General features: G+C 69.0%; 6 protein-coding genes and 1 pseudogene. 2 read left to right on the top strand and 5 right to left on the bottom strand.

Annotation, left to right across the window (positions count from 1 at the left end):
• Window positions 1–325: RNA polymerase sigma factor (locus EAO75_RS22060; RefSeq protein WP_147998014.1), on the top strand; the 325-nt coding region annotated here is incomplete at its 5' end.
• An 85-nt stretch (window positions 326–410) separates the two neighbouring features.
• Window positions 411–1,412 (top strand): maleylpyruvate isomerase family mycothiol-dependent enzyme, encoded by a 1,002-nt coding sequence (locus EAO75_RS22065; protein WP_147998015.1) that lies wholly within the window; start codon window positions 411–413, stop codon window positions 1,410–1,412.
• A 3-nt stretch (window positions 1,413–1,415) separates the two neighbouring features.
• Here EAO75_RS22065 and thpD read toward each other — a convergent pair whose 3' ends face one another.
• The 5 genes and pseudogenes from thpD to EAO75_RS22090 all read right to left on the bottom strand — a co-directional run.
• The gene (gene thpD, locus EAO75_RS22070) at window positions 1,416–2,324 is read right to left on the bottom strand and encodes an ectoine hydroxylase (RefSeq protein ID WP_261989381.1); all 909 of its coding nucleotides are present in this window, start codon (window positions 2,322–2,324) and stop codon (window positions 1,416–1,418) included.
• A gap of 5 nt (window positions 2,325–2,329) precedes the next feature.
• Window positions 2,330–2,734, bottom strand: a complete 405-nt coding sequence (locus tag EAO75_RS22075) for an ectoine synthase (RefSeq protein WP_147996782.1) — start codon at window positions 2,732–2,734, stop codon at window positions 2,330–2,332.
• 101 nt (window positions 2,735–2,835) lie between these two features.
• Complete coding sequence (gene ectB, locus EAO75_RS22080) at window positions 2,836–4,107, bottom strand: diaminobutyrate--2-oxoglutarate transaminase (protein ID WP_147996783.1); 1,272 nt, start codon at window positions 4,105–4,107, stop codon at window positions 2,836–2,838.
• A 31-nt stretch (window positions 4,108–4,138) separates the two neighbouring features.
• Window positions 4,139–4,645, bottom strand: a complete 507-nt coding sequence (gene ectA / locus EAO75_RS22085) for a diaminobutyrate acetyltransferase (protein ID WP_147996784.1) — start codon at window positions 4,643–4,645, stop codon at window positions 4,139–4,141.
• Between the two features lie 305 nt (window positions 4,646–4,950).
• Window positions 4,951–5,137 (bottom strand): annotated as a pseudogene (locus EAO75_RS22090) (hypothetical protein); the annotation flags it as partial.

The raw sequence follows: 5,137 nt of genomic DNA on the forward strand, positions 1-5,137 counted from the left end.
GGTGCGCAGCGAGGCCCGGCACCGCAAGGACGCCGGCGCCGACGACTCCACGCTCCAGGCCATCCCGGACGCCGGTCCCGGCCCCGACGAGACGGTCGTCGACCGGGAGCGCTCCCTGCTGCTGCACTCTGCCCTCGCCGAACTCCCGCAGCCGCAACGCGAGGTCGTGCACCTCGCCTACTTCGCCGGCCGCACCTACCGGCAGGCCGCCGTGGAACTGGGGATACCGGAGGGCACGGCCAAGACCCGGCTGCGCAGCGCCCTGCGCTCCTTGGCGGAAACTTTGGCCGACCCGCCGGACCCGGCGCTCGAAAGGGGCGCATGATGGCGAGAGGGGTACTCGCCGGGCAGGCGGGAAAAGTGCTCGCAGCACAGGCACGCAGAGAGCAGGCACGCAGAGGAGGTGCACGATGACCGACGGGCACGAGGCGGTACGTGACCTGCTGGCCGCCTGGGCCTTCGGCGCCCTCGACCCGGCCGAGGAGAAGACGGTCCCGGCGCACCTGGCCCGGTGCGAGAGCTGCGCGGCCGAGGCGGCCAGACTGAAGGAGACGGTACGGCTGCTCGACGGGCCGCCGCTCCACGCTCCCGCACGAACGGCCGACGGTGTGCTCTCCCTCGCCCTGCGCACCCGGCCGGCCGTCTCCCGCGTCGCCGGGCACGCCGCCCCCTACGCCGCCGCCGTCGCCGGACTCAAGGCGCTGCTGCCCGAGCTCGCCGGCCGCTGGACCACACCGGTCGTGCACGACTGGGACGCGCATGCCACCGTCGCCCACCTCCTCGCCGCCGACGAGCACCTGGCCGGCCGGCTCGGCGTCGACGCGCGCGTGCCGCCCTCGCGGATCGAGCAGGGCGCGCACTGGGAGGACGCCTGGAACCGCCGTAGCGCCGACGTCATCGCCCACGAGCACGGCCGTACGCCCGAGGAGACCGTGGCCGACTGGGCCGCGCAGGCGGACGCGCTGCTCGCGACGCCCGAGGCCCGCGACGCCGAACTCGCCGCGCGGGCCGTGATGTTGATGGGGATGCGGCTGCCCGTCGCCGACCACTTCCTGGTGCGCGCCTTCGAGACGTGGATCCACACCGACGACATCGGCCGCGCACTCGGCCTGGCCGTCCCGCTGCCGCTGCCGGAGCACCTGGACCGGCTGGTCCGCCTCGCCGTCCGCATCCTCGGCCTGGCCCTGGGACCCACCGCGCCCCCGGTGCTGTTCTCGGTCACCGGGGGCGCGGAATGGGTGCTGGGCTCCGAGGCCGAGCCCGTACGGGCCGAACTCAGCCTCGATCCCTACGACTTCTGCCTGCTGGTCGGCGGGCGGTACACCCCCGAGACGGTGCCCAGGGGCGCCACGGGCGACGCGGCCGCCGTACGGAACGTACTGGAGCGGGCCGCGTCGCTGGCGTGGCTGTGAGGGTCACTTCACAGGGGTGAAGTCCCGTGCGCCGATGAACTCCGGCCTCAGTACCGGAGCCGCGAAAGGCTCTACGGCAGCGTTCTCGACGCTGTTGAACACGATGAACACGTTGCTGCGCGGGAACGGCGTGATGTTGTCGCCGGAGCCGTGCATGCAGTTGCAGTCGAACCAGGTCGCCGAACCGGCCTTGCCCGTGAAGAGCTTGATGCCGTACTCGGACGCCATCTTCGTCAGCGCCTCGTCGGACGGCGTGCCCGCGTCCTGCATCTGGAGGGACTGCTTGTAGTTGTCCTTCGGCGTGGCCCCCGCACATCCGAGGAAGGTGCGGTGCGAGCCGGGCATGATCATCAGCCCGCCGTTGGTGTCGTGGTTCTCGGTCAGCGCGATCGAGACGGACACCGTCCGCATGTTCGGCAGCCCGTCCTCGGCGTGCCAGGTCTCGAAGTCCGAGTGCCAGTAGAAGCCGCTCGCCCCGAAGCCCGGCTTGACGTTGATCCTCGACTGGTGGACGTACACGTCCGAGCCGAGGATCTGCCGCGCCCGGCCGACGACCCGCTCGTCGCGCACCAGAGCAGCGAACACCTCGCTGATCCTGTGCACTTCGAAGACGGACCGGATCTCCTTGGACTTCGGCTCGATGATCGACCGCTCGTCCGCGCGGATCGCCGGGTCGGTGACCAGCCGCTCCAGCTCGCGATGGTAGACGGCGACCTCGTCCGCGGAGATCAGCTGGTCGATGGCGAGGAAGCCGTCACGCTCGAACGACTGGAGGTCGCCGGCCGGGATCGGGCCCGGAGTGTCGGGCGCGCCCCACACGACGGGGTCCTGACGCGGGGTCGACACCTCGGTGGCGCCGCGGCTGGGGTAGAGATCGGCGACGTTTCCGGTCATGACGGTGTTGGCGGTCATGGTCCTCACACCTCCTCGGGCTCGGTGAGCAGCGGGTACACACCGTTCTCGTCGTGGTCCTCCCGGCCGGTCACGGGCGGGTTGAAGACACAGATGCAGCGGAAGTCCTTCTTGATCCGCAGCGTGTGCCTCTCGTGGCCGTCCAGGAGGTACATGGTCCCGGGCGTGATCGTGTGCGTCCGCCCGGTCTCGTGGTCGGTCAACTCGGCCTCGCCCTCGACGCAGACGACGGCCTCGATGTGGTTCGCGTACCACATCGACGTCTCCGTACCCGCGTACAGGATCGTCTCGTGCAGCGAGAAGCCGACCTTCTCCTTCGCGAGGACGATGCGCTTGCTCTCCCAGGTGCCGGACGCCGATTTCACATGGCGGTCGGTGCCTTCGATGTCCTTGAACGAACGGACGATCACGGTGTTGCGATGCCTCCTAGGTGGGGGTGTTCAGATGCTCCCGGCCGGACGGACGGCCTGTCGGGCAGGCCGTCCGCCGATCGGGGGTCTGTCGGCGCCGGTCAGGCGGTCTCGGTGACGGCGCGGGCCAGGACGCGCAGTCCCTCGTCGAGCTCTTCCGGGGTGATGGTGAGGGCGGGGAGCAGCTTGATGACCTCGCTCTCCGGGCCGGACGTCTCCACGAGCAGCCCGAGCTCGAAGGCGCGCCGCGCGACCCGGCCGGCCCGCTCCTTGTCGTGGAACTCCATGCCCCACACCAGGCCGCGGCCCCGGTACTCCTTGACGTCGGCGAGGTTCTCCTCGCAGATGGCGATCAGCCCCTGCTCGACCTGCTCGCCGCGCGCCCGGGTCTGCTTCTCCATCGCGCTGCCGTCGGCCCAGTACATCTCCAGCGCGGCGGTCGCCGTGACGAAGGCGGGGTTGTTGCCGCGGAAGGTGCCGTTGTGCTCGCCCGGCTCCCAGATGTCCAGCTCGGGCTTGAACAGGCACAGCGACATCGGCAGTCCGTAGCCGCTGATGGACTTGGACACGGTGACGATGTCCGGGGTGATGCCCGCCTCCTCGAAGGAGAAGAAGGCACCGGTACGGCCGCAGCCCATCTGGATGTCGTCGACGATGAGCAGCATGTCCTGGCGCTCGCACAGCTCGGCGAGCGCGCGCAGCCACTCCGGGCGGGCGACGTTGATGCCGCCCTCGCCCTGCACGGTCTCCACGATCACGGCGGCCGGCTTGTTGAGCCCGGAGCCCTGGTCCTCCAGGAGCCGCTCGAACCACAGGAAGTCCTCGACGGTGCCGTCGAAGTAGTTGTCGAACGGCATGGGCGTGCCGTGCACCAGCGGGATGCCGGCGCCGGCGCGCTTGAAGGCGTTTCCGGTGACGGCCAGCGACCCCAGGGACATCCCGTGGAAGGCGTTGGTGAAGGACACGATGGCCTCGCGCCCCTTCACCTTCCGGGCCAGCTTCAGCGCCGACTCCACGGCGTTCGTGCCGGTGGGCCCGGGGAACATGACCTTGTACGGCAGGTCGCGCGGCCGCAGCACCAGGTCCTGGAAGGTCTGGAGGAAGGCACGCTTGGCACCCGTGGACATGTCGAGCCCGTGGGTGACGCCGTCGCGCTCCAGGTAGTCGATCAACGCCCGTTTGAGGACGGGGTTGTTGTGCCCGTAGTTCAGCGAACCGGCGCCGGCGAAGAAGTCCAGATACTCGTGGCCGTCCTCGTCGTACATGCGGCTGCCCCGGGCACGGTCGAAGACGGTGGGCCAGCCGCGGCAGTAGCTGCGCACCTCGGACTCCAGGGTCTCGAAGACGCTGAGGTCGGGCTGGGTGATGGTCACGACGAATCGCTCCTCGTTGCGTGGGGGGAAGTCAGACGGAGAGGGGGCCGATGCGGTACAGGACCTCGGGGTCGTGCGGCCCGTCCGGGAACAGGCTGGTGGGGAAGAGCACCTCGCGCTCCAGCGCGGCCCCGTGCCGCTCGGCGAAGGAGTCGAACAGCCGATCGGATGCGGTGTTGCCGGGTGTGATGGTGGTCTCGACGCTTGTGATGCCGTACTCGCCGCCGACCCGTGCGACGAGCCCGTCGAGCAGCGCGGCGGCGATGCCGCGGCCGCGGTAGGCGTCGTCCACGGCGACCTGCCAGACGAGCAGGGTGCGCGGGCGGTCCGGCCGGACGTACCCGGTGACGAAGCCGACCGGCTCCCCGCGCTCGTCGCGGGCGACGGCCGACGTGCCGGCGAAGTCGCGGCACCACAGCAGATAGCTGTACGACGAGTTGAGGTCGAGGGCTTTGGAGTCTCTGGCAATCCGCCACAGCGCGGCCCCGTCGGCCACCGCCGGACGGTCGATTTGCAGGTCTGCTTGTGCGGCAGTCATGCGAATTGAATTTACCGAGGGAAATTCGAAATTGCATGGCCGTCAGGGGTTACGTGTACGGCTGGGACGTGTTATCACGCGGGCGTGAGGAAAGCGGTTGAGGCCCCACGGAACGCCCCATTTGCCCCCTTAATACCACACAAACCGGACGTGATGTGGAACGCGTCACAGCCATGTAACTCTCACGAGACCTGCCCGAATTAGTCTGGTTGGTGTTCGCGGAATCTTTGCGTTTAGGTTCGAAGAAAGCGGGCAGAAGACTAGGGGAAGCTGCCCTCGGAATGAATTCAAGAATTACGCCGAATTCAAACTCCGGTAAACGCTGTCGATGTGCTCTCGCAGAATGTCGGCGTGGAGTTGGCGGTCTGGCTGGCCAGGTCACGGCCGAACTTGGACAGTTCGCGTTCCTGAAGCGTCACACCGAGGAACAGCACCAGCGAGGAGTCCTTGAAGAGCAGGACGAGTTCGTTGGTCAGCGGCGGGAGGATGATC

It is taken from the genome of Streptomyces sp. UW30 (genome assembly GCF_008042075.1).
Lineage (GTDB): Bacteria > Actinomycetota > Actinomycetes > Streptomycetales > Streptomycetaceae > Streptomyces.

Coding starts and splice junctions, on each gene's coding strand:
- ectA (WP_147996784.1), bottom strand. CDS start 4,645: ATGACTGCCGCACAAGCAGACCTGCAAATCGACCGTCCGGCGGTGGCC.
- thpD (WP_261989381.1), bottom strand. CDS start 2,324: ATGACCGCCAACACCGTCATGACCGGAAACGTCGCCGATCTCTACCCC.
- EAO75_RS22065 (WP_147998015.1), top strand. CDS start 411: ATGACCGACGGGCACGAGGCGGTACGTGACCTGCTGGCCGCCTGGGCC.